This window comes from Corallococcus sp. RDP092CA, from assembly GCF_041903675.1.
Lineage (GTDB): Bacteria > Myxococcota > Myxococcia > Myxococcales > Myxococcaceae > Corallococcus.
Window position 1 is genome coordinate 198,421 of the sequence record NZ_JAYESI010000007.1, and the last position, 26,413, is coordinate 224,833.

The 26,413-nt window shown below is 71.7% G+C and carries 22 protein-coding genes; 12 read left to right on the forward strand and 10 right to left on the reverse strand.

Going from position 1 to position 26,413, the window contains the following annotated elements:
* Window positions 1-104: 104 nt before the first annotated feature.
* Window positions 105-647 carry a sensor histidine kinase gene (locus U8525_RS11010; RefSeq protein WP_374264537.1) on the reverse strand — a complete coding sequence of 181 codons (543 nt, stop codon included), beginning with the start codon at window positions 645-647 and terminating at the stop codon, window positions 105-107.
* Between the two features lie 400 nt (window positions 648-1,047).
* Between U8525_RS11010 and U8525_RS11015 the strand changes: the two genes are divergently transcribed.
* Window positions 1,048-3,195 carry a hypothetical protein gene (locus U8525_RS11015; RefSeq protein WP_374264539.1) on the forward strand — a complete coding sequence of 716 codons (2,148 nt, stop codon included), beginning with the start codon at window positions 1,048-1,050 and terminating at the stop codon, window positions 3,193-3,195.
* Between the two features lie 10 nt (window positions 3,196-3,205).
* Complete coding sequence (locus U8525_RS11020) at window positions 3,206-3,949, forward strand: iron-containing redox enzyme family protein (protein WP_374264541.1); 744 nt, start codon at window positions 3,206-3,208, stop codon at window positions 3,947-3,949.
* Between the two features lie 4 nt (window positions 3,950-3,953).
* On the opposite strand, the gene U8525_RS11025 is transcribed toward U8525_RS11020, so the two are convergent.
* A complete protein-coding gene (locus U8525_RS11025; protein ID WP_374264543.1) occupies window positions 3,954-5,594 on the reverse strand; it encodes a bifunctional 3-(3-hydroxy-phenyl)propionate/3-hydroxycinnamic acid hydroxylase in 1,641 nt (546 codons plus the stop codon).
* A gap of 445 nt (window positions 5,595-6,039) precedes the next feature.
* Between U8525_RS11025 and U8525_RS11030 the strand changes: the two genes are divergently transcribed.
* Together U8525_RS11030 and U8525_RS11035 are read left to right on the forward strand one after the other, a co-directional pair.
* Window positions 6,040-6,834: a hypothetical protein gene (locus tag U8525_RS11030; RefSeq protein WP_374264545.1), complete on the forward strand. Its 795-nt coding sequence runs from the start codon at window positions 6,040-6,042 to the stop codon at window positions 6,832-6,834.
* Between the two features lie 107 nt (window positions 6,835-6,941).
* On the forward strand, window positions 6,942-7,142 hold the full coding sequence (locus U8525_RS11035; RefSeq protein ID WP_374264547.1) for a hypothetical protein: 201 nt from the start codon (window positions 6,942-6,944) through the stop codon (window positions 7,140-7,142).
* Between the two features lie 65 nt (window positions 7,143-7,207).
* Here the strand turns inward: U8525_RS11035 and U8525_RS11040 are convergent, their stop codons facing one another.
* The 7 genes from U8525_RS11040 to U8525_RS11070 all read right to left on the reverse strand — a co-directional run bounded on the left by U8525_RS11040 (window position 7,208) and on the right by U8525_RS11070 (window position 16,165).
* The gene (locus U8525_RS11040; protein WP_374264549.1) at window positions 7,208-8,446 is read right to left on the reverse strand and encodes a cytochrome P450; all 1,239 of its coding nucleotides are present in this window, start codon (window positions 8,444-8,446) and stop codon (window positions 7,208-7,210) included.
* 192 nt (window positions 8,447-8,638) lie between these two features.
* Window positions 8,639-10,102, reverse strand: a complete 1,464-nt coding sequence (gene menE, locus U8525_RS11045) for an o-succinylbenzoate--CoA ligase (protein WP_374264551.1) — start codon at window positions 10,100-10,102, stop codon at window positions 8,639-8,641.
* A gap of 75 nt (window positions 10,103-10,177) precedes the next feature.
* Complete coding sequence (gene menC, locus U8525_RS11050; RefSeq protein ID WP_374264553.1) at window positions 10,178-11,332, reverse strand: o-succinylbenzoate synthase; 1,155 nt, start codon at window positions 11,330-11,332, stop codon at window positions 10,178-10,180.
* Between the two features lie 9 nt (window positions 11,333-11,341).
* Window positions 11,342-12,250, reverse strand: a complete 909-nt coding sequence (locus U8525_RS11055) for a 1,4-dihydroxy-2-naphthoate polyprenyltransferase (protein WP_374264555.1) — start codon at window positions 12,248-12,250, stop codon at window positions 11,342-11,344.
* An 8-nt stretch (window positions 12,251-12,258) separates the two neighbouring features.
* Entirely contained in the window at window positions 12,259-13,110 is an 852-nt protein-coding gene (gene menH / locus U8525_RS11060) for a 2-succinyl-6-hydroxy-2,4-cyclohexadiene-1-carboxylate synthase (protein WP_374264557.1), read from the reverse strand.
* The gene (gene menD / locus U8525_RS11065; RefSeq protein ID WP_374264559.1) at window positions 13,101-14,870 is read right to left on the reverse strand and encodes a 2-succinyl-5-enolpyruvyl-6-hydroxy-3-cyclohexene-1-carboxylic-acid synthase; all 1,770 of its coding nucleotides are present in this window, start codon (window positions 14,868-14,870) and stop codon (window positions 13,101-13,103) included. The genes menH and menD overlap by 10 nt, the downstream gene beginning before the upstream one ends.
* Complete coding sequence (locus U8525_RS11070) at window positions 14,870-16,165, reverse strand: isochorismate synthase MenF (RefSeq protein WP_374264561.1); 1,296 nt, start codon at window positions 16,163-16,165, stop codon at window positions 14,870-14,872. Before U8525_RS11070 ends, menD begins: the two co-directional genes overlap by 1 nt.
* A 206-nt stretch (window positions 16,166-16,371) precedes the next feature.
* Between U8525_RS11070 and aroF the strand changes: the two genes are divergently transcribed.
* The 8 genes from aroF to U8525_RS11110 all read left to right on the forward strand — a co-directional run bounded on the left by aroF (window position 16,372) and on the right by U8525_RS11110 (window position 24,490).
* Window positions 16,372-17,214 (forward strand): 3-deoxy-7-phosphoheptulonate synthase, encoded by an 843-nt coding sequence (gene aroF / locus U8525_RS11075; protein WP_374264563.1) that lies wholly within the window; start codon window positions 16,372-16,374, stop codon window positions 17,212-17,214.
* Window positions 17,211-17,900 carry a bifunctional demethylmenaquinone methyltransferase/2-methoxy-6-polyprenyl-1,4-benzoquinol methylase UbiE gene (ubiE, locus tag U8525_RS11080; protein ID WP_374264565.1) on the forward strand — a complete coding sequence of 230 codons (690 nt, stop codon included), beginning with the start codon at window positions 17,211-17,213 and terminating at the stop codon, window positions 17,898-17,900. Before aroF ends, ubiE begins: the two co-directional genes overlap by 4 nt.
* Window positions 17,881-18,480: a shikimate kinase gene (locus tag U8525_RS11085; protein WP_374264567.1), complete on the forward strand. Its 600-nt coding sequence runs from the start codon at window positions 17,881-17,883 to the stop codon at window positions 18,478-18,480. The genes ubiE and U8525_RS11085 overlap by 20 nt, the downstream gene beginning before the upstream one ends.
* Window positions 18,480-19,727 (forward strand): shikimate dehydrogenase, encoded by a 1,248-nt coding sequence (locus U8525_RS11090; RefSeq protein ID WP_374264569.1) that lies wholly within the window; start codon window positions 18,480-18,482, stop codon window positions 19,725-19,727. The genes U8525_RS11085 and U8525_RS11090 overlap by 1 nt, the downstream gene beginning before the upstream one ends.
* On the forward strand, window positions 19,724-20,743 hold the full coding sequence (gene aroC / locus U8525_RS11095) for a chorismate synthase (RefSeq protein ID WP_374264571.1): 1,020 nt from the start codon (window positions 19,724-19,726) through the stop codon (window positions 20,741-20,743). The genes U8525_RS11090 and aroC overlap by 4 nt, the downstream gene beginning before the upstream one ends.
* The gene (locus tag U8525_RS11100) at window positions 20,740-21,810 is read left to right on the forward strand and encodes a 3-dehydroquinate synthase family protein (RefSeq protein ID WP_374264573.1); all 1,071 of its coding nucleotides are present in this window, start codon (window positions 20,740-20,742) and stop codon (window positions 21,808-21,810) included. Before aroC ends, U8525_RS11100 begins: the two co-directional genes overlap by 4 nt.
* Window positions 21,807-23,102 carry a 3-phosphoshikimate 1-carboxyvinyltransferase gene (locus U8525_RS11105; RefSeq protein WP_374264576.1) on the forward strand — a complete coding sequence of 432 codons (1,296 nt, stop codon included), beginning with the start codon at window positions 21,807-21,809 and terminating at the stop codon, window positions 23,100-23,102. Before U8525_RS11100 ends, U8525_RS11105 begins: the two co-directional genes overlap by 4 nt.
* 86 nt (window positions 23,103-23,188) lie before the next feature.
* Entirely contained in the window at window positions 23,189-24,490 is a 1,302-nt protein-coding gene (locus tag U8525_RS11110) for a citrate synthase (protein WP_374264578.1), read from the forward strand.
* 80 nt (window positions 24,491-24,570) lie between these two features.
* Here the strand turns inward: U8525_RS11110 and U8525_RS11115 are convergent, their stop codons facing one another.
* Entirely contained in the window at window positions 24,571-26,394 is a 1,824-nt protein-coding gene (locus tag U8525_RS11115) for a long-chain fatty acid--CoA ligase (protein ID WP_374264580.1), read from the reverse strand.
* Window positions 26,395-26,413: the final 19 nt, after the last annotated feature.

The following is a 26,413-nucleotide window of genomic DNA, read 5'->3' on the forward strand; positions in this document are numbered from 1 at the left end:
TTTGGCCGCGCGTCCCCCTGGGTTCGGTGCCCCCGGGGTGTGCCGCGCTTATCGCAGCCAATGGTCCGGAATGGAGGATCGTTATTCCGGAATTCGGGCGCGGCCTAGAAGCTCGCGAGCCCCGGCGCGGGCAGGAGGACGCGCACCGCCAGCCCCTCCTCCCCGTGCTCCAGCGCGAGCTCGCCGCCCATGGCGTCCACCAGCTCCCGGGCCCGGGCGAGCCGCCGCTGGGGGCTGCCCACGAGCAGGGGCGACAGCGCCACCGAGCGCGCCTCGCGCTCGGACAGGCTCACGCCCGGCATCACCACCTGGAAGCGCGGGCCCTCGTCCCCGAAGTCGTCCGGCGGCTCCACCTCCACCCGCACCGCGGCCGCGTCCGGCGGCGCCACGTCCGCCGCGTGGGCGACGAGCAGCAGGAGGACCTGCTCCAGGCGGCGGCGGCTGACCCGGGCGCGCACGGGCTCCTCGGGGAGCGCCACCGTCACCTCCACGCCGCGCAGCCGCCGCGTCGCGCCGAGCAGCCCCAGCGCGTCGCGCACGCACGCCACCACGTCCACCTGGAAGACGTCCGGCAGGTCCACGGGCTCAAGCCCCTGGGCACCCGAACCGGCCCCCTGCGACCTCTTGACCTCCAGCGCTGCGCTCATTCGCGGCTCCCTTCCCCCAAGCCCAGAAGCACCGACCATAACGGCCACCTCCGACAGTCGTCCATTGCCTGCGCGCCCCGGGTCCTCGCCACTCTTTCGCTCTGTGGAGGGTTACAGGCCTGCGCCACTTTGCTGATAAGGATGTGCACGCTGGGTCCGTCCCGCTCCTCGGAAAACACGCATATATCCGGTCAATTGAGACCCGGGGTGAGTCAGGGCACAGGAAGAAAAAACAGCCCAGGCATATAAATTCGATTTGACTGTTACTGGCGAGTTCCCCAATATGTCGTCCCAGAATCCAGAGCCGTCAGCGTCTCCAGTGAATCAGGGAGGAAGTGTTGTGCTCGCAACATCGCCGACCACCAACGGTACCGCTGCCCGCAAGAGGGGAGTCCTGACGATGGACGGAGGGATCCCGGCGTCCTCGAAGTTCCGGCAGGCGATCGAATTCGGCAGTGGCGACGCGCTGCGCAACGTGATTCCCCTTCCGCCCGCGGAAGCGGCCCTGGACGACTCGGGCTATTCGCTGCACGGCAGCGGCCCCACGGCCATCACCTGCGCGGTGGGCCGGCCGGACGCGGTGCTGGGTGACGTGACGCGGCTGTCCCCGACGGTGGTGTGGGTGGCCCCGCGGCAGCCGCTGGCGGACCCGGCCGAGTCGCGCACCTTCCCGGTGTACCTGGCGTGCAACGGCGCCACGATCGGCCCGCTCAACGGCGCCTTCATCCGGACGGACATGGATGTCCCGAACGCGCCCGTGGGGCTGCAGCTGGTGGGCGTGACGCAGGAGCAGGGCCGGCAGATCCTGGGCCTCCTGGCGGACGCGCTGCGCGAGGGCGTGGCGGAGCCGGCGGCCTCCGCGCTGCCCGTGCAGGACATCATCACGGACCCGGAGCGGATCCGCTCCATCTTCACCGCCATCTGCGCGTCCGGGAACAAGGGCGTGCTGCGCCGCCAGGGCCGGGTGGTGCGCATGGTGCTGGAGCGCTTCCACTCCGCCACGGGCCAGCTGGAGTGGCGCACGGAGGAGGCCACCCCGGACTTCGGCGAGCCGGCGTACGACATCGACGTCATCGGCTACAACTCCGCCTACCGCCTGCGCGTGGAGACGGGCCGGAGCGAGGGGGATCGCCTCTTCACGCCCCTGCCCGAGCAGCTGTTCCGTATCCGGCACCGCTGGCACCGCCGCGTCCCCGCGCCCGCGGGCGTGCACGCGCGCTTCCACCACCCACTCTGGCGGGAGCAGGGGCTGATGCGCCGCGAGGTGCTGGACATCTCCTTCTCCGGCATGTGCATGCGCTGCCAGCCGCAGGACCTGCTCTTCCCGGGTCTGCTGCCGCCCCTCATCGAGCTGGAGCTGGGCGACGGCCAGCGCGTGAGCGTGCGCGGGGAGATCCGCTACGTCAGCGGCATGCGCGCGGACGGCACCGTGATGTGCGGCCTGAGCGTGCTGCCCTACTCCTCCGACGAGGCGCGCTGGGTGCGCTTCGTGTCCCAGACGCTGTCCCCGGCCACACGCACCAGCGAGGGCCTGGTGGATCAGCTGTGGGACCTGTTCAACCGCTCCGGCTTCTTCAGCCTGGGCGGCAGCACCCCGGCGGAGTTCGAGGAGCTGAAGCAGAACTTCGCGTCGCTCGCGAAGCGCGCCGCGGAGGTGCCGCAGCTGTTCTGCAACGCGGTGTGGCCGTCCGAGCGCGGCATCGAGGCGACGCTGTCCTTCACCAAGCCGTACCGCCACGCGTGGCTGGGCCACCAGGTGGCGAAGCGGCCCGGCAAGCCGCCGGCGGGGGTGCAGGAGGCGGGCGCCATCATGCGCGACCTCTACCTGCGCACCTTCGAGCACCCGCAGAGCGACCCGGACTTCCACTGGGTGGTGGCCTACGTGGAGGCCCTCAACCCGTGGATCAACAAGGCGCACGTGAAGTACGCGCAGCGGCAGATGGAGGCCGGCTCGCCCCTGGCGTTCACGCGGAAGATCCAGAAGATGAAGGCCTTCAGCCACGAGCTGACCGGCCGCGTGCACCCGTACAGCGTGGGCCCCGCCACCGCGAGCGAGCTGAGCCTGCTGGCGGCGACCATCTCGCAGCGCTTCCCCGAGTGCTACGTGCAGTCGTTGGACCTCACGCGCGACCGGCTGGACATGGGGCCCGTGACGGCGAAGTGGAAGAGCTACGGCATGGAGCGCGAGCGCACCGTCCTGGTCGCGCGCCGGGACGGCGTCCCCTGCGCCGCCGCCGTGGTGGAGCTGGGCCAGCTGGGCGCGAACCTCTTCCGCCTGCTGGACAACACGCGCCTGTTCCCGCTGCTGGAGGATGGGACGCGCGCGTACTCGGCGCTCCTGGACGCGGCCCGCCGCTGGTACGCCGAGCGCAACCGCCCCTCCTTCCTCTACCTGCGCGAGGACGAGGGCGGCGACTACATCCAGGAGTGCGGCCTGCACGACGGCCCGGATCCCTACCTGTGGATCATCTCCTCCAAGCTCGTCCCGGACTTCCTGGAGCACATCAGCGAACTCACCATCGGGCGCCGTGGTGCCCATTCCCGTTGAGGATCCCCCCATGACCAAGCCCCTCGTCGAAGAGCAGTACCTCCCCCACGTCGCCGACGTCCGCCACCTGCTGGCCACCGGCCCCCACGTGTCGACGCTGCTGGATCCGAACGTGGATCCCGCCCTCCTGGAGGCCTTCCTCATCCAGCTGTGTGCCCTGGGCGTCTACATGACGGAGCCCGTGGACGGGTGGATCCGCCGCGCCGGTGAGGCCTGTGTGAAGGTGGGCATGGTGGAGGTGGGCGAGAAGCTGATCACCCACGCCAAGCACGAGGCCGGGCACCACCTGATGATGGTGGAGGACACGAAGAACCTGGTGGCCAGTTGGAACGCGCGCCGCTTTCCCAAGCTGGACGCGGAGGCCCTGATGGCCCAGGCCCCCACCCAGGCCATGCAGGAGTACCGGCAGATCCACGAGGACACCATCGCCAGCGCCATGCCGGGCGGCCAGGTGGCCATCGAGTACGAGATCGAGAACCTGTCCGTGGTGTTCGCGCCCCGGCTCATCGAGCAGTGCAAGCGCGTGCTGGGCCCGGACGTGATGAACTCGCTGTCGTTCATCAAGGAGCACGTGGAGCTGGACGTGGGCCACACGGCGCTCAACGAGGTCATGCTCAACAAGCTGCTCAGCCAGAAGCCCGAGCACGCGGCGACCATCGCGAAGACGGGCGCCCGGGCCCTGGACATCTACCTGCGCTTCTACGGCGACTGCATGGCGAAGGCGAAGCAGCTGCTCCAGTCCGCCGCCGCCTGAGGCCTCAGGCCCCCAGCTGCGCCGCGCGGCGCGAACCGCGGCTGCTCCAACGCGTGAGCGGACGGACGGCCTGCTTCAGCGCCGCGTGGACCTGCGCGACCCCCGCCTGGTTCGTGGCCGCGTAGACGTAGCGGTCCGGGCGGAGGACGACCAGGTCCGAGCCGTGCTGGGCGAACCACTCACCCAGCTTGCCCTCCAGGTCCACCACCTCGCCGGAGCGGCCCGCGCCGGAGCGCGCCGCCGGCGCCACGGACAGCCACACGCCGCCCATATCCTCCGCCATCGCCCTGGCGGCCTGCTGGACCTCCGCGGGCGCGCCCGGCCGCGTCAGCACGGCGAAGCGGTGGCCGATGACGTCATCCAGCGGGCGCTCCCCCTCCTCGCCGTGCTCCACGCGCGGCTGCGGGAAGTAGGCGCCCTCCGCCGCCTGCTTGGACCTGCCGCGCTTGCCGCCGAAGAGGAACCCCTCCGCGAGGAAGAGGTTCGGCTTCATCTTGTACTCGCGGATGAAGGGGCCGGTGACCGGCATGTGGTACAGCAGCTTGATGAAGGCGTTGCGCGCGCGGGCCATGAACGGGCCGCCCGACGACAGCATCGAGCCCAGCGAGTCCGACAGGCGCATCATCTCCGCGGCGTGCGGCCGGCGCTCCACCTCGTAGGTGTCCAGCAGCGACGCGTCCGCCGCGCCGCCCAGCACGTACGCCAGCTTCCAGGTGAGGTTCGCCGCGTCGCGCAGGCCGGAGCACAGGCCCTGCCCCAGGAACGGGGGCATCAGGTGCGCCGCGTCGCCGAGCAGGAACACCCGGCCCACCCGCCACTTCTCCGCCATGCGGCTGTGGTAGGCGTAGAGGTTGACGCTCTTCACCTTCACGGTGTCCGGGTCGATGAACGGGGCGATGATGCCGCGCACGTACTCGGGCGTCTTCACGTACTCCAGATCCTGGCCCGGCTTCACCACCGTGTCGAAGCGCATCTCGTCGTGCGCGGTGCGCGTCACGATGCCCACGCGCTCCGGGCCGCAGGGGTAGTAGGTGAAGTCCGGCGCGGACGACGGCGTCTCCACGGAGATGGCCAGCGCGTGCTCCAGCGCCGTGGTGCCCTCCAGCTTCAGGCCCAGCCGGCGGCGGATGCTGCTCTTGGCGCCGTCGCACGCCAGCAGGTAGCGCGCGCGCACCGTCACGGTGCGGTTGGCGACGTTGTCCTTCACGCGCACGGACACGCCGTCGTCGTCCTGCATGAAGGACTCGACCTCGTGGCCGCGCCACAGGGTGACGTGCGCGAAGCGCTCGAGGCCGCGGTGCAGCGACGCCTCCAGGCGCGGCTGGTTGAAGAGCGCGCCGATGTAGTGGCCGTTGGGGCGCTCCACCTTGGTGAAGTCCACCTCGGCGAGCATCCGCATCTCGTCGTCCACGTAGGTCATCTTCAGGCACGGGTGGAAGCCCGGCCCCAGCTCGCCCGTGAGGCCCACGGCCTGGAAGATGCGCTGCGCTTCATCGTCCGCGTTGATGGCGCGGGACTGCGTATGCGCGGTGGTCTCCTTCTCGATGACCACGGTGCGCAGCCCGTACTGCCCGAGCAGGTTCGCCGCCATGGCACCCACCGGGCCGCTTCCGACGACGATCACATCAACAGATTCCGGAGCCATTACTCCCTCCCGTTGTGTGCGAGCTGATCCGCTTTGAACCGTGCGACCGGACGACCGAAGCCCCCCTCGGTCGTAAGTAATAATACCTATAAACACCGGCAACCCCACCCCCGAGACACTGTTTTCAGCGTGCTCCCGGTTGCCGCCCCCCGAGTCAAAATCACCCGGTCCGCGCCCTTCCGACCGCCTGCTAATCAAACGCACCCCTCCAGAAACCTTGCGGCCGCGGATCATTCTCCACGGCGCATGTCTGGCTTTCTGGCTGTGTTTTCCTGCAACGCTTCAAAGTTTCGTGATGGCGGCAGGGAATCGAGGGTTTGTTCGGATTCCAGGGGCAGCGGATGTGTGCCAATGCCCCTGGAAGGCGCCCCTTGTACGTCGGTCGGGACTGGGCGACAGTGCTGGAGTTTCCTTCCCCCCGAGCCCCTTGGAGCGCCCAGCGATTATGCCCCGACTGCAACTTTTTGAATTAGAGGATCAGCCCTGGTTCCCGAAGGTGCTGCGTCGGGGGGTGACGGACTTCCTGGCGTTCGTGTGGAGCCTGTCGGACGACCGCTATTCGGAGTTCGTGAAGCGGCTCAAGGTCGCGATGGAGGCGATGGGGGAGACGCAGCTGCTGGACATGGCGTCGGGCAGCGCGGGGCCGGTGCCGAAGCTGATTGAGATGCTGGAGACGCAGGAGGGCTACAAGGCGACGGCGCTCCTGACGGACCTGTACCCGGAGGTCTCCGCGTTCGAGAAGGCGAAGGCGGCGAACCCGGGCCGCATCGACTATGTGACGACGCCCGTGGACGCGACGGCGGTGCCCGCGACGTACAAGGGCTTCCGCATCATGTGCAACTCGTTCCACCACCTGCCGCCGGACATGGCGCGCAAGGTGCTGGCGGACGCGGTGGCCCAGCGCCGGGGCATCGCCATCATGGAGCTGGTGGAGCGGCGCGGGCCGGCCATCGCGATGACCGCGGCGGCGCTGATCAACGTGCCGCTGACGACGCCGTTCATCCGCCCCATCCGCGCGGATCGGCTCGCCCTCACCTACCTCATGCCGCTCATCCCCATCGCGGCGGCGTTCGACGGCGTGGTGTCCTGTCTGCGCACGTACTCCGTGGAGGAGATGCGCGAGCTCACCCACGGCCTGAGCGACGACTACGTCTGGGAGATCGACCGGCTCACCAACCCGGGGAACCCCTTCGGCCTGATGATGCTCATTGGCCGACCTGCCCATCCCTCGCAGGCCTGAGCGGGGTGTCAGCAGGAGGTCACTGACGCCCCGGGCCGACGCGGGGCGTCGTGATTTCCAGGTTTGAAGTGGCTTCAATGGCCGCTCCTTCAAGGAGGAGCAGGCTCATGGAATGGCTCGAATTCAAGCGCTGGTCACCCGAAGTCCAGCATGCGCTGGCACTGCAGGCGGCCCGGTTGGGCCAGACGGCGATGCACGCCGAGCCGCCGCGGCCAGCCACGACGACGGTCTCGGCGCACCGCCTGTGCACGCTGCTGCGCCAGTACCCGCGCACCAACCCCTGGGGACACCCCGCGTCGGAGTGCTGAGGCGCGGCTGAGGTGCCCGCCCCGTCCGTGGGAGCACCACGGGCGGGACGGGAGCGAGGGGACGTTCAGGCCCCGGCAGGGGTCCAGGACACGCGCAGGTGCTGGATGGAGCGGATGGTCAGCGACTGCGTGGTGCCGAAGTCCGGGTTCTCCTCCAGGCGCGGGTCCGCGAGCTGATCCAGCAGCAGGTTGGTGGCGATCTGCGCCTCCAGCCGGGCCAGCGGCGCCCCGATGCAGAAGTGGATGCCCCGGCCGAAGCCCAGGTGCGTCGGGTGGTGCCGGTTGATGTCGAAGTGGTCCCCGTCCGGGAGCAGCGAGGCGTCACGGCTTCCGGACGCGTAGAGCAGGAGCAGCCGCGAGCCCTTGGGCAGCGCGACGCCCGCCAGCTCCACGTCCTCCGTGGTGGTGCGGATCATCCCGTGCGCCACCGAGTCGAAGCGCAGCGTCTCCTCGATGAGGTGCGGCACCAGCGAGCGGTCCTCGCGCAGCCGCTGCCAGAGCCCGGGCTGGAGCAGGGCCTGCTTCCAGCACTGGGCGAGCAGCGCCGTGGTCGTCTCATGGCCCGCGGCCAGCATGCTGCCGGCGATGGCGATGATCAGCTCCGGCAGCGTGAGCGCTTCGCCGTCCGCGTCGGTGGTGACCAGGTAGCTGCTCAGGTCGTCGCGGGGCTCGTCCTCGCGGGCGCGGATGAGGCGGGCGACGTAGTGCTGGAAGGTGACCCAGCTGCGAGCGAGCGGCGGCTGCTCCTCCGGCGGGACGCGGGTGAAGATCATCCGGAAGAAGTCGTCGCACCAGCGCTTGATGTCCGCCATGTCCTCCTGGGGCACGCCCACCATGCCGAGGATGACCCGCACGGGCAGCGGGTACGCGAACTCGGTCACCAGGTCCGCGTGTCCCCGGCGCGCGAAGGCCTGGACGAGCTCCTCGGCGACGGCGCGGATGGGGCCCTCCTGCGCGGCGATGCGCTGGGCGGAGAAGCCGCGCCCCAGCAGCTTGCGCAAGCGGGTGTGCGCGGGCGGATCCGAGTTGATCAGGCTGTCCGCGAGGGGATAGCCCTCGGCGAGCACCGAGAGCGTCTGCGGGGACAGCACCGAGCCCATGTTGCCCAGATCCGCCGACGAGTAGCGCGTCGGATCCTTCAGCACGTGGCAGATGTCGTCGTAGCGGCTCACCAGCCACATCCCCAGCATGGGGTTGTAGCTGACGGGCGCGTCCTGCCTCAGTTGCGCATAGAACGGATGCGGGTCTTCGACGTGTGGTCCCGCGAACGGGTTGTACTGCGCGCCCAGATGGGGGCACTTCATGGCGCCAACGGCCCTGTTGGCGTGCGCGTCGATAGGGATCGCCTCGGACTGCCCTTCCACCTTCACTGCTTCCACTGCGGTACTCACCGTGAGCTTCCTCTCAGGATCCCCCCACAGCGGAATATTATATCCCAACCTGATAGGTCTTCTCAGCGAGTCCTGCGAACCCCACCCATCATGGAAACAGGGCTTTCACGACCCTGGCTGATACGTCGGATGAGGCAGGGCGAGCTTTCGGAGCGCGGGGCGCTCCACCTTGCTCATGGCGTTACGAGGCAATGTTTCAAGTGCAACAAAACGCGTGGGCACCTTGAAGCGCGCGAGCGACTGGCGACACCACGCGTCCAGGTCTCCGGGCAGCGCGTGGCCGGGGCGCGGGACGACGAAGGCGACGGGGACCTCGCCCCAGTGCGGATCCGGCACGCCGACGACCGCGGACTCGAGGATGGCGGGGTGGTTGGCGAGGACGGCCTCGATCTCCGCCGGGTAGAGGTTCTCCCCTCCCCTCACGATGAGGTCCGTGCGGCGCGACAGGAGCGTGAGGCGCCCCTTCTCGTCCAGGACGCCCACGTCGCGGGTCCGCAGCCAGCCGTCGTGGAAGGCCTCGCGCGTGGCGTCGCGCTGGCGCCAGTAGCGGGCCATGAGGGTGGGGCCGCGGACCTCCACGTCCCCCTCCTGTCCTTCCCCCAGCGGCGCGCCGTCCGGCCCGACGATGCGAACCTCCAGCCCTGGCAAGGGCGGGCCCGCGGTGCGGCCGTCCGCTTCCGTGGGGCGCTCGGTGGCGACCTGGGAGCAGGCCTCGGTGAGGCCGTAGGTCTGGAGGGCCAGGAGCCCCGCGGCCCGGGCCCGCGTGAGCAGCGCCGTGGGGACGGGACCGCCGCCGATGAGGGCGCACTGGAACGTGCCGGGCAGCTTGCGGTCGTGCCTCGCGTCGAGCACGCGCTCCAGCGTGGTGGCGACGAAGCTGGCGTGGGATGCGCCCTCCGTGTCGATGGCGCGGTTGACGGCGTCCGCGTCGAAGCGATCGTGCAGGAGGAGGCAGCCGCCCTCGTACGCGGTGCGCGTGAGCATGGCCAGCCCCCCCACGTGGAACAGGGGCAGCGTGCCCAACCAGCGCGGCGCGGGGTGCGCGCCCAGGTTCGCGGCGGAGGCCCGGCACGAGGCGCGGAAGGCCCCTTCGGTGAGCACGGCCCCCTTGGGCCTGCCCGTCGTTCCGCTGGTGAAGAGGATGACCCGGGCCGTGTCCGCGTCCCAGGCGCGGGCGGCCACGGAGCCGGCAGCGACACCGTTGGGAAATGACTCCAGGCGCTCCGCTTCGGGAAGCCGGTCGCGCAGGGGGTCGAGCGCCAGCGTGAGCCGGGGCTCGACGTCTTCCAGCAGGGGCCGTAGCTCCGCCGGGGTGAGCCGGGCGTTGAGCGGCGCGAACAACGCGCCCAGCCGCCCGAGGGCCCAGAAGAGGAACGTCACCGCCGGGTGACTCGTGGACAGCAGCGCCACGCGGTCCCCCTGCCCCACTCCGCGAGCGTCCAGCGCGGCGGTCCAACGCGCCACCTCCGCGTCCAGCGCGCGGAAGGTCCAGGTCTGTCCGGCGAAGCGCAGCGCCTCCGCGTCGGGGGACAGACGCGCGCCTTCGCGGATGGGACAGTCGTAGGTCATGGCCTCGCTCCTCCGAGGAGATGTATCCGCCTTGGCCGTCGCGGGCCTTCGCATACCGTCGTGGATGCGAAGGGCTCAGTGTCCGCGGCCGAGGCCCGGGTCCAGCCCCAACCCAGGCAGGTCGCGCAGCCGCACGAGCCCCTGCTGGGGGTGATACGGATGCTCCTTCGGCTCGTCCGCGAACAGCCGCCCCACGGCGAGCCCGGAGGCCAGCTCCCCCGACGGCAGCGCCGAGGCCAGGTGCGCGGCGCCCGCGCGGGCGACCACGCCGTCGATGGAGCTGGTGACGTAGGCGTGCATGCCCAGGTGGGCGGCTCGCAGCGCCACCACCATGGAGGGGAGCAGTCCCCCGAGCACCATCGGCTTGAGCACCACCGCGCCCACCGCGGGCCCACCGCCCAGGTCCATCGTGAGGAGCGTGCGCACGGCGGGGGGCGTGGCGAGCGTCTCATCCGCGGCGATGATGCACGGCGCGCGGCGCTGCACCCGCCACAGCGCCTGCAAATCCTCCGGCGGCGTGGGCTGCTCCACCAGCTCCAGGTCATACCAGCCCAGCCGGTCCAACGCGCGGTTGGCCTCGGGCTCCGACCAGCCACCGTTCGCGTCCAGGCGCAGGCGCACGCGCGGCCCCACCGCCTCGCGCACGGCGCGGACCCGGGCTTCATCCGCGTCCAGCGAGCGGCCCGCGACCTTCAGCTTCAGCGTCTGATAGCCCTCGTCCGCCGCGGCCCGCGCTTCGCGCGCCAGCACCTCGGGGTCCTCGGCGCTCAGGAGCGCGTTCACGAAGACGTCCTGTCGCGCCTCCTCCGCGAGCAGCCAGCACAGGGGCACGCCCTTGCGCTGGGCCACCAGGTCCAGCAGCGCCAGCTCCAGGCCGTGCTGCGCGGCGGGGACGGGCCCGTCGGTGTCGAGGCCCCGGAGCCGCGCGCCGCGCTGACGCACCTCTTCACTGGCCGACGGCACGAGCGTGGCTTCGACGCCCTCGATGCTGTCCTCCAGCGTCTGGCCCTTGAGGGCGTTCAGCCACCCGCGAAGCACCGTGTGCGTGGTGGACAGGGACTCCGTGCCGAACTCGGGCAATGGCATCGCCTCGCCCTGCCCCATGTGGCCCTCGTCGTCCCACAGCCGCACGAGGAACCCGTCGCGCGTGGCGTAGGTGCCCCTCGCCGTCTTCAGGGGCTGGGCCAGCGCGAGGTGCAGCGGCGTGAGCGTCGCGTCGGTGATGCGCATGACGCTCCTTCAGCGCAGGTACAGGCCCACCGCGAACAGCAGCCCGAAGATCATCTGGAGCCGCGCCGTCCCGCCCAGCGCCGGGTTGAGCGCCGCGCCCTCGGCCTTGAGCATCAGCTTCAGCGGCGGCACCGCCAGCGGCAGGCTCAGGAGCGGCAGGAAGACCCAGGCGCTCGCGTAGCCCCTGGCGAACAGCACGAACGGCGTGGCGTACGAGGCGACGAGCAGCAGCACGTACTCCGCGCGGCCGAAGCCCTCTCCGAAGCGCACCGCCAGCGTGCGCTTGCCGGCCTTCACGTCCGTGCTCGCGTCGCGCTGGTTGTTCACCACGATGAGACACGTGCCGATGGCGCCCACCGGCAGCGACACCCACCAGGCCGCGGGGCCCACGACGCCGGCCTGCACGTAGTACGTACCCGTCACCGCGACGATGCCGAAGAAGATGAGCACGAACAGGTCGCCCAGCCCGAGATAGGCCAGCGGAAACGGGCCGCCCGTATACGCATAGCCGCACACCAGCGAGGCCACGCCGATGAACACGATGGGCCAGCCGCCCACCGCCACCAGGTACAGTCCCACCAGCGTCGCCAGCGCGAAGCACCCGAGTCCGCCCAGCAGCACCGTGCCCGGCGCGATGAGCCCGCTCTGCGTCACGCGCCTGGGCCCCAGGCGCTCCTCGGTGTCCGCGCCCTTCTTGTAGTCGTAGAAGTCGTTGATGAAGTTGGTGCCGATCTGGATCAGCACTGCGCCCAGCAGCGCCGCGAGCGCGGGCCCCAGGCGCCCCACGCCGTCACCGTATGCGAGCGCCGTGGCCACCAGCACCGGCACCGCGCCCGCCGTCAGCGTCTTCGGACGCACGGCCATCAGCCACGTCTTCAGCGTGGGCTTGGGACGCGCGGCATCGGGGGGGGTGCTCACCAGGGTTGTCACGAGTGGGTCGCCTCTCGCGCCAGGATGGCGTGTTCGAACTGAGGCGCTTCGTACCAGGGCGTCTGGAGGAACGAGAGCACTTCTCGCACGTACTCCTCCGGCGCCTCCAGGTGCGGGGCGTGGGTGACCCCGGCGAACGCGTGGCGCCACACCACCGGCAGCTCCGCCGCCATGCGCCGCGCCAGGTTCGTGAACTTCACGTCCTGGTCGCCCGTGAGCAGCAGCGTGGGCAGCCGCTGACGGTGCAGCGCCGGCCAGTAGTCCGGCTGGACGCCCAGCCCCAGGGTCTCCAGCGCGCCAATGAGCCCCTCCGCCGTGCACGCCTTGCGGCGCTCGCGCAGCGCGGCCTGCGCCGGCTCCGGCAGGCGGCGCAGGCCGTCGAAGAGGGGCAGCGCCTCCCAGCGCTCCACGAAGGCGTCCACGCCCCTGGCGCGGAGGAGGTCCACGAGCTTGCCGTCCGCCTCGCGCCGCTCGGAGCGCTCCTGGCGGCGGTGCAGCCCGGGCGAGCCGCTCTCCATGATGAGCCGGCCGAAGCACTCCGGCGCGCGCACCGCGGCGCCCAGCGCCACCCGCGCGCCCTGCGAGTAGCCGAGCAGATCCACGTGGCCGCCCAGTTCGCGCGCCAGTCGCACCACGGCGTCCACCGTCTCCAGGAAGCCGTCGCGTCCCGTCTTCTCCGGCAGCGGCGTGCGGCCGTGGCCGGGCAGGTCCACCGCCACCACGCGCACGGAGCGGCCCAGCAGCGGGCGCAGGTGCGCGAACGAAGCGGCGCTGCCGGTGAAGCCGTGCAGCGCCAGGAGCGTATGGGGGCCTTCACCCCAGCTGTCGTAAGCGAGCGTCACGCCCATGATCCTTCTCCCAGTGCGGTGGCCATCCGCGTGAAGAGGTGTCGGTGCGCGTCCACGTTGGTGGCCCGGTCCACCACGACCTCCACCAGATGGAGCCCGCCCTCCAGCCCGGTGCGCACCGCCGCGCGCAGGGCCGCGGGCGTCGTGGGCCGCTCGAAGCGGGCGCCCGCGAGCGCCGCCGCGTGCGACAGGTCCGCGCCATGCGGCGTGCCGAAGAGGGCCTCGAACTCGTCCACCTTCGCCACCTGCGCGAGCGGCAGGAAGGAGAAGATGCCGCCGCCGTCGTTGTTCACCACCACGACCGTCAGCGGCACGCGCGCCCGCGCCGCCGTGACGAGCCCGCCCACGTCGTGCAGGAGCGCCAGGTCCCCGGACAGGAGCACCGCGGGCCGCTCCGCCGCCGCGGCCATGCCCGCCGCGCTGGACACGATGCCGTCGATGCCGTTGGCGCCGCGGTTCGCCAGCACGCGCAGCGGCACGCCACCGCCGTGCGCGAACGCGTCCACCGCGCGGATGGGCATGCTGCTGGACACGAAGAAGAGCGCGTTCTCCGGCAGCGCCGCCACCACCTCGCGGGCCAGCCGGGGCTCGGTCAGCGCGTCCTGCTGTTCGCCCAGCGCCACCTCCAGCGCGTTGCGGACCACGCGCTCCGCGTTCATGAAGTCCTGCGACCAGCGGCCGGGGCCTCGCGACAGCCCTTCCGCCAGCGCGCGGCACGCGAGCACCGCGTTGCCCTCCACCACCCGGGTCGCCCGGTGCGCCGGGTCGTACAGCGCGCCCTCGTCACTGAAGACGGTGATGTCCGCCCCGGAGGTGTCCAGCCACTGCTGCGGCGACTTGGGCGTCAGGCCCCCGCCGAAGCGCAGCACCACCTCCGGCACGTGGCTCCGCACGAAGGGCTCGTGGCGGAGGAGCGCGTCGTAGAGCGACACGGTCAGCGGGCCGCCGCCATAGCGCGCCTGCGACGTGGCCTCCGCGAGCACCGGGTAGCCGGTCGCCAGGCTCAGCGCGGCGATGGCCTCCGCGAAGCCGTCGTCCTCGTCGCGCGGACCACACACGATGACGCCGCGCTCGGTGGCGGCGATGCTCGCGCGCACGGCGTCCAGCGCCGCCGGGTCCGGGGCCCGCGAGGACGGCAGGATGCGGGTGATGGGAGCGTCCGGGCGCCCCTCCCTCGCGAGCGCCGTCAGCTTCTCCGCGCCGAAGTCCTGCGCGATGGGCGCCAGCGGCTCCCGGAACGGCACGTTGAGCTGCACGGCCCCTCGGGGCGCGCGGCACGCGGCGCTCACCGCCCGGGCGGCCGTGGCCCGCAGGTGCGCGATGGCGGCGCTGTTCGCCTCGGGCATCCCCACGTCCGCGAACAGCCGCGCGAAGTCGCCGTAGAAGCGCGCCTGGGGCACCGTCTGCGGCGCGCCCCAGCCCTGGAGCTCCAGCGGCCGGTCCGCCGTGAGGATGACCAGCGGCACCTGGGCCATGGCGGCCTCGATGACGGCCGGGAAGAAGTGCGCGCCCGCGGAGCCGCTCGTCGCCACCAGCACCACCGGCTGACGCGACTGCTTCGCCATGCCCAGCGCGAAGAAGCCCGCGCTCCGCTCGTCGATGACGGACCAGACCCGCAGGCCCGGGGTGTGCGCGCACGCGAGCGCCAGCGGCGACGAACGGGAGCCCGGACACACCACCGCGTGCCGGACGCCGCCCCGCACCAGTTCCTCCAGCAGCGCACGCGACCACAGCACGTTGAGGTTGGCGTCCAGGGACATCACTGGCCCCCCAGCGCGCGCAGCATGGCCAGACTCTTCATCTCGGTCTCCCGCCACTCGGACTCCGCGCTGGAGCCCGCGACGATGCCCGCGCCCACGAAGAGCCGGGCCTTCGCCCCGCGCACCAGCGCCGAGCGCAACGCCACCACCAGGTGCGCCCGCCCGGGGCCCACCCAGCCCACCGGACCCGCGTACCAACCCCGGTCCAACGACTCGTGCTCCACCAGGAACGACAGCGCGCGCTCGCGCGGCGTGCCGCCCACCGCCGGCGTGGGGTGCAGCGCGGTGACGACGCGCGCCGTGTCCACGCCGTCCGCCAGCTCCGCGCGGATGCCCGTGCGCAGGTGCACCACGTTCTTCAGGGCGAGCACCGAAGGCTGCGCGTCCGCGGACACGCTCGCCGCCACCGGAGTCAGCGCCTGGAGGATGTAGCGCACCACCGCCTCATGCTCGCGCCGGTCCTTGTCGCTGGCGTCCAGCGCCTCCGCGCCCCCCGGCGCCGCGGACCCCGCCAGCGCCTCCGTCTCCAGCCGCCGCCCGTCCACCCGGCACAGCGTCTCCGGCGTCGCGCCCAGGAAGCCCGTGCCGTCCGGCGCGCGGAAGAGGAACGTCGCGCAGCGCGGGTTCTGCTCGCGCAGCCGCGCCAGGACATCCACCACGTCGAAGGGCTCCGGCCCCTCCGCCTCCAGCGCCCGCGCCAGCACCACCTTGTGCAACTGGCCCGCGCCAATGGCCTCCACCGCTCGGTCCACCAGCGCCTCGAAGTCCGGCCGGGACGAGGCCGTGCGCAGCGCCACCGGCGCCCCCACCGGGTGCCGGAACGACGAAGGGAAGGACGTCCGCACGCGCTCCAGGCGCGAGCGCACCACGTCCTCCGCGCCCGGCCCCTCCGGCGCGAACACGGCGGCCGCCAGCGCGGGGCCCTCGCGCCACACCAGCACCTCCGGCAGCGTCCAGCGCGCGAGGCCATGCGAGCGCCACGCGCCATCCACCGGCGCCGTGGGGCTGAAGCGCATCCCGCCGAACCAGGGGCCCGGCACCACGGGCGACGCCGCGTCCAGCCACCGCACGCGGTCGTCGCCGAGCGCGCCCAGCACCGCCGGCAGCTCTCCCGGCGCATGCGCTTCGAGCACCCCGGCCGCGCCCCAGCCCGCCGCCGCCTCGCGCGCCACCGGCCGCTCCCAATACACCGAGGGAGCCCCGAGGCCGTCCGCCCCAGCCAGCGGATCCACACCGGGCAGGGGAATCATCCCGGCGACCCATCGTGGGCCCTCAGCGGGACTGAGCGGCGTCATCAGCCATTCTCCTGCACCTCGGGGGATGCGAGTGACATCACCTTCGATTGTCTTCTAAGCGATCTCGGCTATACATGCACCAAGGAGTTCAAAACCGCTTGAACTCCATGAAACACGAATTCCTGCAACTCCAGCGAAGGGGAGCCGCCGTGGGAGCCCAGCAACCAGACAGCCCAGCCGGGCGGCGTGACCCGGGCGCACACCGCGTGCTGCGCGCGGCGCGTCCGGAGGGCACGCGCGTGCAGGTGGGAGGCGTGGAGGTGGGCGGGCCCGGCTTCGTGGTGATGGCCGGGCCGTGCGCGGTGGAGGGCGCGGAGCAGCTGGAGCTGGCGGCCCGCGCGGTGGCGCAGGCGGGGGCGCACCTGCTGCGAGGAGGCGTGTTCAAGCCGCGCACCAGTCCGTACGCGTTCCAGGGCATGGGGGAGCCGGGGCTGAAGCTGTTGGTGGACGCCGGCAGACGGCACGGCCTCCCCATCATCAGCGAGGTGATGGAGACGGAGCAACTGCCCCTCATGGTGGAGCACTCGGACGTGCTCCAGGTGGGCGCGCGGAACATGCAGAACTTCGGGCTCCTGCGCGCGCTGGGCAGGCTGCGCAAGCCGGTGCTGCTCAAGCGCGGGCTGTCCGCCACGGTGCAGGAGTGGCTCAACGCCGCCGAGTACATCCTGGCGGGGGGCAACGAGCAGGTGATGCTGTGCGAGCGCGGCATCCGCACCTTCGAGTCCGCGATGCGCAACACGCTGGACCTGGCCGCGGTGGCGTGGGCGAAGGAGCGCACGCACCTGCCCGTCATCGTGGACCCGTCGCACGCCACGGGCATCCCGTCCCTCATCGCTCCCATGTCGCTGGCGGCGGCGGCCTGCGGGGCGGATGGATTGTTGATTGAAGTCCACCCCCGGCCGGAGCAGGCATTGTGCGACGGGCAGCAGGCCCTGTCGCCTGGGGACTTCGCTACGTTGATGCAACGGCTGCCGGGCGTGCTCGCCGCGGTGGACCGTCACCTTTGGACGCCGGCGGGGCCGGCAAAACAGATCGCGGAGGCGCGATGAGCACCGAAGTGCGTCAGATGTTCTCCTCCATCGCCACGCGCTACGACGTGACGAATGAAGTCCTCTCCTTCGGCGTGCACCGGCTGTGGCGGCGCACGGCGGTGAAGCTCAGCGGCGCGAAGGCCGGCAGCCAGGTGCTGGACTGCGCCACCGGCACGGGCGACCTGGCGCTGTCGTTCAAGCGCAAGGTGGGGGCCTCGGGCCGCGTGGTGGGTACGGACTTCTGCCCGGAGATGCTGGAGAGCGCGCCGGCGAAGGCGGCCAAGGCGGGCCTGGACGTGGAGTTCCAGGTGCAGGACGCCATGGCGCTCACCTTCCCGGACAACACCTTCGACGTGGCGTCCATCTCCTTCGGCATCCGCAACGTGGATGATCCGGTGAAGTGCCTCCAGGAGATGGCGCGCGTGGTGCGCCCCGGAGGCCGCGTGGTGGTGCTGGAGTTCGGCCAGCCCACGGGCCCGTACGGGGCGCTGTTCCGCTTCTACAGCAAGACGGTGATGCCTGCGATTGGCGGCCTGCTCACGGGCAACCGCGCGGCGTACCAGTACCTGCCCCGCACCGCCGCGGCCTTCCCCGCCGGCGACCGCTTCCTCTCCCTGATGGACCAGGCCGGCGCCTACTCCGAGCGCGCCGCCCACCCCCTGCTGTTTGGAACCGCCTACGTCTATGTCGGCACCGTCCGTTGAGGCCCGCCGCGCCCTCGTCTCCCAGGTCGTCGCGTCGGTAGACCCCAGACTCCGGCAGGCGCTCCAGGGGGCGCTCTCGTCCCCGGGGCCCGGCCCCCGCCCCGCAGACCCGCAGACCGTGGTCATCGCGGGGCACCGCGCCGCCGGCAAGTCGCGGCTGTTGCCGCTCGTGTCGCGGCTGCTCGGCAGGACCGGGCTGGATCTGGACGCGGAGCTGGAGCGCCGGCACGGGCGCCCGCTGCGCTCCTGGGTCGCCGAGTCCCCCACCACCTTCCGGGCCGCCGAGCGCGAGACGCTGGGCCTGCTGCCCGCGGGCAGCGTGGTGGCGGTGGGCGGCGGCTTCCTGTCGCACCATCCGGAGGCGCTCGCGGGGCACTTCACGCTCGTCGTCCCCGTCACCTTCGCCACGTACCGCGAGCGGCTGCTGGCGGACACCACGCGCCCGCGGCTGCGCACGGACGTGTCGCTGGAGGAGGAGCTGCACTCGCTGTTCCACGAGCGCGAGGCGCTGCACGCCCGCGTCCCCACCATCTCCCTGGCGGACTTCCTCCGGGGCTGTCTTGCCCAGGAGCCCGCCTGATGGCCACCCGGCGCATCATCACCCTGCCCCCCACGCTCACCGGCGCGGACGCCGCGGCCTTCGCGCGCGACGGCCTCCAGCGCGGCGCGGACGTCATCGAGGTGCGGACCGACCTGCACGCGCCCGGCGACATCGACCCGGAGGCGCTCGCGCGCGCGATGCCGCTGCTCGTCTCCGAGCGAGGCAGGCCGCTGCCCGCCCCGTGGCTCCAGGCCGCGTGGCGCGTGGACCGCGACGTGGAGCGTGCGCAGGACATGGACGCGCCGCCCGGGAAGCTGCTCGCGTCGCACCACGCGGAAGGGCCGCTGACGACGGAGGAGGCGCTCCGTCGCTGGTCGCGCCCCATCCCTCCGGATGCGCTGGTGAAGCACGTGGAGCCCATGGATGGGCCCGCGCACCTGGACGTGCTGCTGGAGACCCAGGCGCGGCTGGCCCAGCGCTTCGGCGCCGAGCGCGTCACCGTGCTGGGCATGGGGCCCGTCGCCATCCCGGCGCGCGCGGTGCTCTCGCGCCGGAACGGGCTGGAGTACGTGGCCATGGGCGGCCCGTGGACGGCGGCCCCGGGGCAGCGCCTGCTGGACGACGTCGTGCGCGAGCACCGCAAGGCGAAGGATCCGCACGCGCTCCGCCTGGGCATCCTGGGCACGGCGATTCCGCACTCGCGCTCGCCGCGCATCCACCGTCAACCGTTCGACCGCATCGACCTGGCGGAGGACGCGCCGGTGGAGGCGGTGGTGGACGCGCTCCTGCCGCACTACGCGGGCTTCGCGGTGACGAGCCCGTTCAAGATGCGGCTCGCGAAGCACACGGGCTCCTCGCTGGACGCCGTCAACACGCTGGTGCGCCGGGGCTCGCGGTGGGAGTCCTTCAACACCGACACGGAGGGCGCCCGCGCGGTGCTCACGCGCCTGGGGGCGAAGGACGTGGCGGTGCTGGGCGACGGCGGCTCCACGCAGGCCTTGCGGCTGGTGGCCGCCGAGCAGGGGCTCGCCCTGCGCGTCGTGCGGCGCGCGGAGATCCAGGCCCCGCTGTCGGGGGAGTGGGTCTGGACGTGGCCGGACCGGGTGGCCGCCCCCGAAAACCTGAGATTCCAGGGGGCACGCGTGGCGGTGATCGCATACGGTGCGCCCGGCCGGCGCGTCGCCGCGGAGATCGTTCGCCGCGGGGGCACCCCTCTCCTGCTCGGTGCGGCGTGGTTCGTCGCCCAGGCCCGGCGGCAGCGACAACTCTGGGAAACGGCGACATGAATACCTTTGGCACCCTCTTCAGGCTGACCACCTTTGGCGAAAGCCACGGCCCCGCGCTGGGCTCGGTCATCGACGGCTGCCCCGCGGGCGTCCCGCTCACGCGCGACATGCTCCAGGCGGCGTTGGACCGCCGGCGCCCCGGGCAGTCCGCCCTGGTGACGCCGCGCAACGAGCCCGACACCGTCGAGATCCTCTCCGGCGTCTTCGAGGACAAGACGCTGGGCACGCCCATCGCGGCCATCGTGCGCAACACGAACCAGCGCTCGCAGGACTACAACCAGCTGGCCAGCGTGGACCGGCCGGGCCACGCGGACGCCGTGTGGCGTGAGCGCTACAAGCACCGCGACCACCGGGGCGGCGGCCGCACCAGCGGGCGCGAGACGCTCTGCCGCGTCATCGGCGGCACCGTCGCGGAGGCGTACCTCGCGCGAGACCTCCCCTCGCTGACCACCGTCGCCTACGTCTCCCAGGTGGGTGAGCTGGTCGCTCCCGTTCCGGCGCCGGGCCTCACCCGCGCCATGGTGGACGCGCACCCCACGCGCTGCCCGGACGCCGCCGTGCGCGAGGAGATGGCCCGCCAGATCCTCGCCGCGAAGGAGGCCGGTGACAGCCTGGGCGGCTCCATCGACGTGCGGGTGGAGGGCCTGCCCGTGGGCCTGGGCGAGCCCATCTTCGGCAAGCTGAAGGCGCTCATCGCGCAGGCGCTGGGCAGCATCGGCGCCGTGACCGGGGTCGTGTGGGGCCCGCCTGACCTGCTCCAGCGCATCGGCCAGCCCGGCACGAAGTTCCACTCCGTGAAGGACGCCTACGGCGGCATCCAGGGTGGCCTCGCCAACGGCGAGCCCATGCAGGTGCGCGCCTACTTCAAGCCCCCCGCGACGCTCGCGGATCACGCCAAGGGCGGCCGTCACGACCCGTGCATCATGCCCCGCGCCGTCCCGGTGCTGGAGGCCATGGTGTCGCTCGTCATCGCCGACCTCGTCCAGCAACTCAACGCCCGCCCCCACTCCGCATGAGCCCGCTTCCTCCCGGTTCCTACCGTCCCCCGAACGACCGTTGGGGTTCCTTCACGAAGCTCGCCGCGAAGCTGCCCGAGGGCAGCGTCGCCGTGGTGGACCGCACCGTCGCGCGCTTCCACCCCACCCTCATCCCCGCGCTGGAGGCCCGCAAGCCGCGCGCCATCATCCAGCTGGTCGGCGGTGAGCGCGCGAAGAGCCTCGCGTCGCTCCAGAAGGTGCTCGCGGGCGGCATCACGCTGCCGCGCTCCGGCACGCTCGTCGCCGTGGGCGGCGGCACCGTGGGCGACGTGGCCACCGTGGCCGCGCACCTGCTCAAGCGCGGCGTGCGGCTGCTCCAGGTGCCCACCACGCTGCTCGCGGCGGTGGACAGCAGCCTGGGCGGCAAGGGCGCGGTGGACCTGGTGGTGCGCGGCCGCGTGGTGAAGAACCCCGCGGGCGTCTTCCACTACGCGGACGAGACGTGGCTGTGCCCGGAGCTGTACGCCACGCTGTCCGACGCGCAGGTGCGCGAGGGCTCCATCGAGGCGTGGAAGATGGTCGCGTCGCTGGACGCGTCCCTCTTCAAGCGCTACGTGCGCGCGCCGCCGTCGCTGGAGAAGCTGGTGAAGGACGCGCGCGGCCTGAAGGAAGGCATCTGCGCGAAGGACCCCTACGAGCACCAGGGCCTGCGCCGCGTGCTCAACTTCGGCCACACCTTCGGCCACGTGCTGGAGAGCCTGTCGCGCTTCAAGCTGTCGCACGGCGACGCGGTGGGCCTGGGCATCCTCTGGGCCCTGGACGTGGGCCGGCACCTGGGCATCACCCCGGAGCCGGTGGCGCACGAGGTGGAGCGCGCGCTGGCGAGGGGCCCGGGCGTGCTCGGCCGCGACCGCGCCGCGGAGATCGCCCACCGCGCGGCGCTGAAGGACGTGGTCGCGCTCCTGGACGCCGACAAGAAGGCCGGCGCCAACGGCGAGCTGCGCATGGTGCTGCTCACCGCCGTGGGCGCCGCCGACGTCGTGGACGTGATGCCGAAGACGTGGCGGGCCCTGTGGCCCGCCTGGACCCGTGGAGCCCGCCCTTGAGCCACGCCTCGCCGAGCCGCCTCACCGTCGACCCGAGCGCCTTGAGCGCCTCACCGCTCACCCCGCCCGTGTCGAAGTCGGACGCCCAGCGAGCCCTGGTGTTGGGACACCTCACGGGCGCCTGGCCGCTGCCGTCGGTGCAGGCGGAGTCGGACGAGGACCTCCCCGCCGACGTGCGCGTGCTGCGCCGGGGCGTGGAGGCCCTGCGCCTTCCCCCGGGCCCCGTGCGCGACGTGGACTGCGCGGATGGCGGCGCCCCCTTCCGCATCCTCGTCACGCAGGCCGCGGTGACGCCCGGCGCGCGCGTGCGCTTCACCGGCACGCCCCGCCTGGGCGAGCGCCCCCACGGCCCGCTCTTCACGTCGCTGAAGCAGGCCCTGGGCTCCGCCGGCCTGACGCTCACCGAGGGCGCCCCGTGGCCCGTGGAGCTGCACGCGCCCCGGGACACCTCGGAGGTGGCGCCGGTGTTCCGCGTGCCGGGCGCGCAGAGCAGCCAGTACGCCTCCAGCCTGCTCCTGGGCTGCGCGGAGCGCTTCCTGCGCGAGAAGCGCGCGTGGCGCGTGGAGATCGAAGGCGCGCTCACCAGCGCGGGCTACATGGACCTCACGGTGGCGTGGCTGCGCCGCTTCGGCTTCACCGTGGAGCAGTCCGAAGGTCACTACGCCGTCACGGCGTATCAGGCGCCCGAATCCGTCCCATCACTGCCGGGCGACTGGTCATCGCTGGGCTACCTGGTGCTCATCGCCTGGCGCACGGGCGGCACGGTGGAGCGCGCGGAGCCCGAGAGCGCCCACCCGGACCAGGCGATCCTCCGGCTGGTCGCCGACGTGGGGCTGAAGATGCTCCCCGCGGGCGCGCCCCACACGTGGCGCTTCGAGGGAGAGGCCACGGGCGAGCTGCGCGCGACGGGCAGGGAATGTCCGGACCTGCTGCCCACGCTGGCGGCGCTCGCGTGCGTGCTGCCGCGCCCCACCACCCTCGGCGACGTGGGCATCCTGCGGGTCAAGGAGAGCGACCGGCTGGAGGGAATCCGCGCGCTGGTGGCCGCCTATGGTGGCACCGCGGAGCTGTCCTCCGGCGCGGACGGCGAGACGCTGCGCATCCTCCCTCCCAGGACGAAGCCCGCGCGCTTCGCCATGGACAGCCGGGGCGACCACCGCCTGGCGATGTCAGCGGCCACCCTGTGTGTGCTGTCCGGGGTGCCCCTGGAGCTGACGGGGCCGGAGTGCGTGGAGAAGAGCTTCCCGGGCTTCTGGCGGCAGCTCGCGCGCGCCGGCGTCCGCTATTCCTGAGCGGGGGGCCGACCCGGAAACTTCGCCTCTAGGACTTATCGTTCTTTTTTGTTGAAAGCGTCCGCCGCCCTGTGAAATCTCCGCCCATGCCCAAGGACACGCTGACCGTCACCGACAATCGGACCGGGAAGACGTACGAGATCCCGATCGAGAACGGCTGTATCCGCACCCCCGACCTGCGCCAGATCAAGACCGGCAGCGATGACTTCGGTCTGATGGGTTACGACCCCGCGTTCCTGAACACGGCGAACTGTAAGAGCGCCATCACGTTCATCGACGGTGACAAGGGCATCCTGGAGTACCGCGGCTACCCCATCGAGCAGCTCGCGGAGAAGTCCACCTTCCTGGAGGTGGCCTACCTGCTGCTCAAGGGCCAGCTGCCCACGCAGGCGGAGCTGGACAACTTCACGCACAACGTGACCCACCACACGCTGGTGCACGAGAACATCAAGTCCTTCATGGACGGGTTCCGCTACGACGCGCACCCCATGTCCATGCTGGGCTCCACGGTGGCGGCGCTGTCCGGCTTCTACCCGGACGCGAAGAACATCCGCGACGCGCGCAGCCGTGAGATCCAGATCACGCGCCTCATCGCGAAGATGCCCACCATCGCCGCGTTCTCGTACCGGCACTCGATGGGCCTGCCGTACGTCTACCCGGACAACGACCTGTCCTACGTCGCCAACTTCCTGGCGATGATCAAGCGCATCGGCACCTCGACGTACAAGGTGCACCCGACGCTGGAGAAGGCGCTGGACGTCCTCTTCATCCTGCACGCGGACCACGAGCAGAACTGCTCCACCACGTCCGTGCGCACGGTGGGCTCGTCGCAGGTGGACCCCTACTCCGCGGTCGCCGCGGGCGTGGGCGCGCTCTACGGCCCGCTGCACGGCGGCGCCAACGAGGCGGTGCTCCGCATGCTCCGCGAGATCGGCACCAAGTCCGCCATCCCGGAGTTCATCAAGCAGGTGAAGGGCGGCGAGGGCGAGAAGAAGCTGATGGGCTTCGGCCACCGCGTCTACAAGTCCTACGACCCGCGCGCCAAGGTCATCAAGCGCGTGGCGGACGAGGTCTTCGAGGTCACGGGCAAGAACCCGCTGCTGGAGATCGCGCTCGAGTTGGAGCGCATCGCGCTCGAGGACGAGTACTTCGTGAAGCGCAAGCTGTACCCGAACGTCGACTTCTACTCGGGCCTCATCTACGAGGCGATGGGCTTCCAGGCGGAGATGTTCCCCGTCCTGTTCGCCATCCCCCGCACGGTGGGCTGGTGCGCGCAGTGGGAGGAGATGGTGACGGACAACGAGCAGAAGATCGCCCGTCCCCGTCAGGTCTACACGGGCTCCGCGCGCCGCGACTACGTGGCCCGCGAGGCGCGGACCGGCAAGTAGTCGCCGGCGGTCACCGCCGCTGAAGCACGAAGGGGCGTGGGACTCGAAGCCGGGTCCTCCGCCCCTTTCGCTTTGCCGCCCTACCCGTGGGCCGCGGCGCCAGGAGCGGCCGGCTCGCGGTAGAGCGCGTCGATGACGTCCGCGTACTTCCGCTCCACCACCTTGCGGCGCATCTTCATGCTGGGCGTGAGCTCACCGCCGTCGATGGTGAACTCCCCTGGCAGCACGCGGAAGCGCTTGATGGTCTCGAAGCGCGACAGCTTCGGGTTCACGTCCCGCTCGAAGGCCTCGAACAGGTGCTGCTGGAGCCGCGGGTCGTCCACCAGCGCGGCCATGTCCTCCGGCCAGCCCTTCTCCCGCGCCAGCTTCCGCGCCCGGTCCGGCTCCAGCGTCACCAGCGCCACCAGGTAGTTGCGCCGGTCGCCCACCACCAGCGCGTGCCCCACGGGGGCCACGGCCTTGAGCAGCTCCTCGAGGTTCGCCGGGGACGTCTTCTTGCCGCCGGAGGTGACGATGATCTCCTTCTTGCGCCCGGTGATGCGCAGGAAGCCCTCCGCGTCCAGCTGCCCCACGTCCCCCGTGTGCAGCCACCCGTCCGCCAGGAGCTCCTGCGTGGCGTCCGGGTTGCGGTGGTAGCCCAGGCAGACGTTGCCGCCCTTCACGAGGATCTCCCCGTCCTCCGCGATGCGCACCTCCACGCCCAGCATGGGGCGGCCCACCGTGCCCAGCCGGGCGCACTCGGGGGTGCTCACCGTGGCGGGGCCGGACAGCTCCGTCATGCCCCAGACCTCCAGCAGCACGACGTCGATGGAGGCGAAGAAGTCCAGCACGTCCCGCCCAATGGGCGCCGCGGAGGTGGAGAACAGCCTCGCCTTCTCCAGGCCGATGCGCGTCTTCAGCGGCTGGAACACGGCGCGCCGGGCCAGCGCGAACCTGGCCTCCATGAGCGACGGCACGCGCTCCTGGTTCAACACGCGCGTGTTGCGCTCCAGCGCCGTGGCGCGGGCCCACTCCACCAGCCGGCGCTTCAGGGGCGGCTGCGCGGCAAGGCCCTCCTCGGCCTTCGTCTTGAACTTCTCCCAGACGCGCGGCACCGCGAAGAAGATGGTGGGGCGCACCTGCGTGAGGTTCTTGCCGAGCGCGTCCAGCGAGTCCGCGAAGTACACCTGCGTGCCCAGCAGGAGCGGGCTGTGCAGGGAGACGATCTGCTCCGCGATATGGGACAGCGGCAGGTACGACACCAGCCGCTCGTCCTCCATGTCGTGGAAGCCCAGGGTGTCGCCCAGCTGCTTCGACGTCCAGGCGAGGTTGCGGTGGCTGAGGGCCACGCCCTTGGGCTGGCCGGTGGTGCCGGAGGTGTAGATGAGCGTGGCCAGCGCGTCCGGGTGGAGCGCGTGGACAGCGTCCCAGTAGGGGGCCTCGTCCGCCTTCGCGCCGGAGGCCAGCACGTCCGCGTAGCGCAGCACGCCCTCCGGCAGGGGCGTGGGCGTGTCCACCACGATGAGGTGCTGGAGCGCGGGCAGGCGCTTCTGGACCTCCAGGCCGGTGGCCAGGTGCTTCGCGTTCTCCACCACCAGGAAGCGCGCCTCGCAGTGGCCCAGGATGTAGACGAGCTGCTCCACGCTGCTGGTGGTGTAGAGCCCCACCGGCACGCCCCCCAGGGCCATGGCCCCCAGGTCCGCGACGTGCCACGCCTCGCGGTTGAAGCTCAGGATGCCCAGCGGGTCCCCCTCCTGGAACCCCAGCGCGTGCAGGCCCAGGGCGAAGCGCTTGACGCGCTGGGCATAGTCGAACCACGAGGTGGGGACATAGGCGCCACCATGGCGGGACCAGAGTGCCGGGCGGTGTTCCAGCCGCGCGGCCTGGTCATGGAGCGCATGCAGCATCGTCTTGGGCAGGTCCATCGGGCGGAACGTAGTGGAA

Excerpts from the sequence above, each read along its gene's own strand:
- U8525_RS11010 (WP_374264537.1), bottom strand. The coding sequence starts at position 647 with ATGAGCGCAGCGCTGGAGGTCAAGAGGTCGCAGGGGGCCGGTTCGGGT.
- U8525_RS11015 (WP_374264539.1), top strand. The coding sequence starts at position 1,048 with ATGGACGGAGGGATCCCGGCGTCCTCGAAGTTCCGGCAGGCGATCGAA.
- U8525_RS11020 (WP_374264541.1), top strand. The coding sequence starts at position 3,206 with ATGACCAAGCCCCTCGTCGAAGAGCAGTACCTCCCCCACGTCGCCGAC.
- U8525_RS11025 (WP_374264543.1), bottom strand. The coding sequence starts at position 5,594 with ATGGCTCCGGAATCTGTTGATGTGATCGTCGTCGGAAGCGGCCCGGTG.
- U8525_RS11030 (WP_374264545.1), top strand. The coding sequence starts at position 6,040 with ATGCCCCGACTGCAACTTTTTGAATTAGAGGATCAGCCCTGGTTCCCG.
- U8525_RS11035 (WP_374264547.1), top strand. The coding sequence starts at position 6,942 with ATGGAATGGCTCGAATTCAAGCGCTGGTCACCCGAAGTCCAGCATGCG.
- U8525_RS11040 (WP_374264549.1), bottom strand. The coding sequence starts at position 8,446 with ATGAAGTGCCCCCATCTGGGCGCGCAGTACAACCCGTTCGCGGGACCA.
- menE (WP_374264551.1), bottom strand. The coding sequence starts at position 10,102 with ATGACCTACGACTGTCCCATCCGCGAAGGCGCGCGTCTGTCCCCCGAC.
- menC (WP_374264553.1), bottom strand. The coding sequence starts at position 11,332 with ATGCGCATCACCGACGCGACGCTCACGCCGCTGCACCTCGCGCTGGCC.
- menH (WP_374264557.1), bottom strand. The coding sequence starts at position 13,110 with ATGGGCGTGACGCTCGCTTACGACAGCTGGGGTGAAGGCCCCCATACG.
- menD (WP_374264559.1), bottom strand. The coding sequence starts at position 14,870 with ATGTCCCTGGACGCCAACCTCAACGTGCTGTGGTCGCGTGCGCTGCTG.
- U8525_RS11070 (WP_374264561.1), bottom strand. The coding sequence starts at position 16,165 with ATGACGCCGCTCAGTCCCGCTGAGGGCCCACGATGGGTCGCCGGGATG.
- ubiE (WP_374264565.1), top strand. The coding sequence starts at position 17,211 with ATGAGCACCGAAGTGCGTCAGATGTTCTCCTCCATCGCCACGCGCTAC.
- U8525_RS11085 (WP_374264567.1), top strand. The coding sequence starts at position 17,881 with ATGTCGGCACCGTCCGTTGAGGCCCGCCGCGCCCTCGTCTCCCAGGTC.
- U8525_RS11090 (WP_374264569.1), top strand. The coding sequence starts at position 18,480 with ATGGCCACCCGGCGCATCATCACCCTGCCCCCCACGCTCACCGGCGCG.
- aroC (WP_374264571.1), top strand. The coding sequence starts at position 19,724 with ATGAATACCTTTGGCACCCTCTTCAGGCTGACCACCTTTGGCGAAAGC.
- U8525_RS11100 (WP_374264573.1), top strand. The coding sequence starts at position 20,740 with ATGAGCCCGCTTCCTCCCGGTTCCTACCGTCCCCCGAACGACCGTTGG.
- U8525_RS11110 (WP_374264578.1), top strand. The coding sequence starts at position 23,189 with ATGCCCAAGGACACGCTGACCGTCACCGACAATCGGACCGGGAAGACG.
- U8525_RS11115 (WP_374264580.1), bottom strand. The coding sequence starts at position 26,394 with ATGGACCTGCCCAAGACGATGCTGCATGCGCTCCATGACCAGGCCGCG.